This is a genomic window from Streptomyces sp. NPDC055140 (assembly GCF_053607285.1).
Genome location: NZ_JBSGTG010000181.1, coordinates 1 through 255, shown reverse-complemented (window position 1 = coordinate 255; position 255 = coordinate 1). Strand labels below are relative to the sequence as shown.

The following is a 255-nucleotide window of genomic DNA, read 5'->3' as shown; positions in this document are numbered from 1 at the left end:
GCCGGGCCGCTGCTGGAGCCGCCGGTGATCCGGCCGGGGGCGGCGGGGTTGACGGGGGTGCCGTAGTGGATGTTGGTCCCGGCGAGACTGAAGGCTAGTTCGTCGCTTTGGGCGATCCCGGCGAGCTGGGCGCCCGCGCCGATCAATTCCCTTACTGCGTCGGCATGTCGGTGTTCCATCGGCGCATCGGCCAGCCACTGCGGGTTGCCCCCGCCGATCCGCTGTCCGGCAACAGCGAAGAGGTCCTTGACGGCA

At 70.2% G+C, this 255-nt stretch carries 1 protein-coding gene; it reads right to left on the bottom strand.

Translation table 11 applies throughout. The features are described 5' to 3' along the window. On the bottom strand, positions 1-255 hold a 255-nt coding region (locus tag ACWFR4_RS48800), incomplete at both ends, for an amidase family protein (protein WP_453658433.1).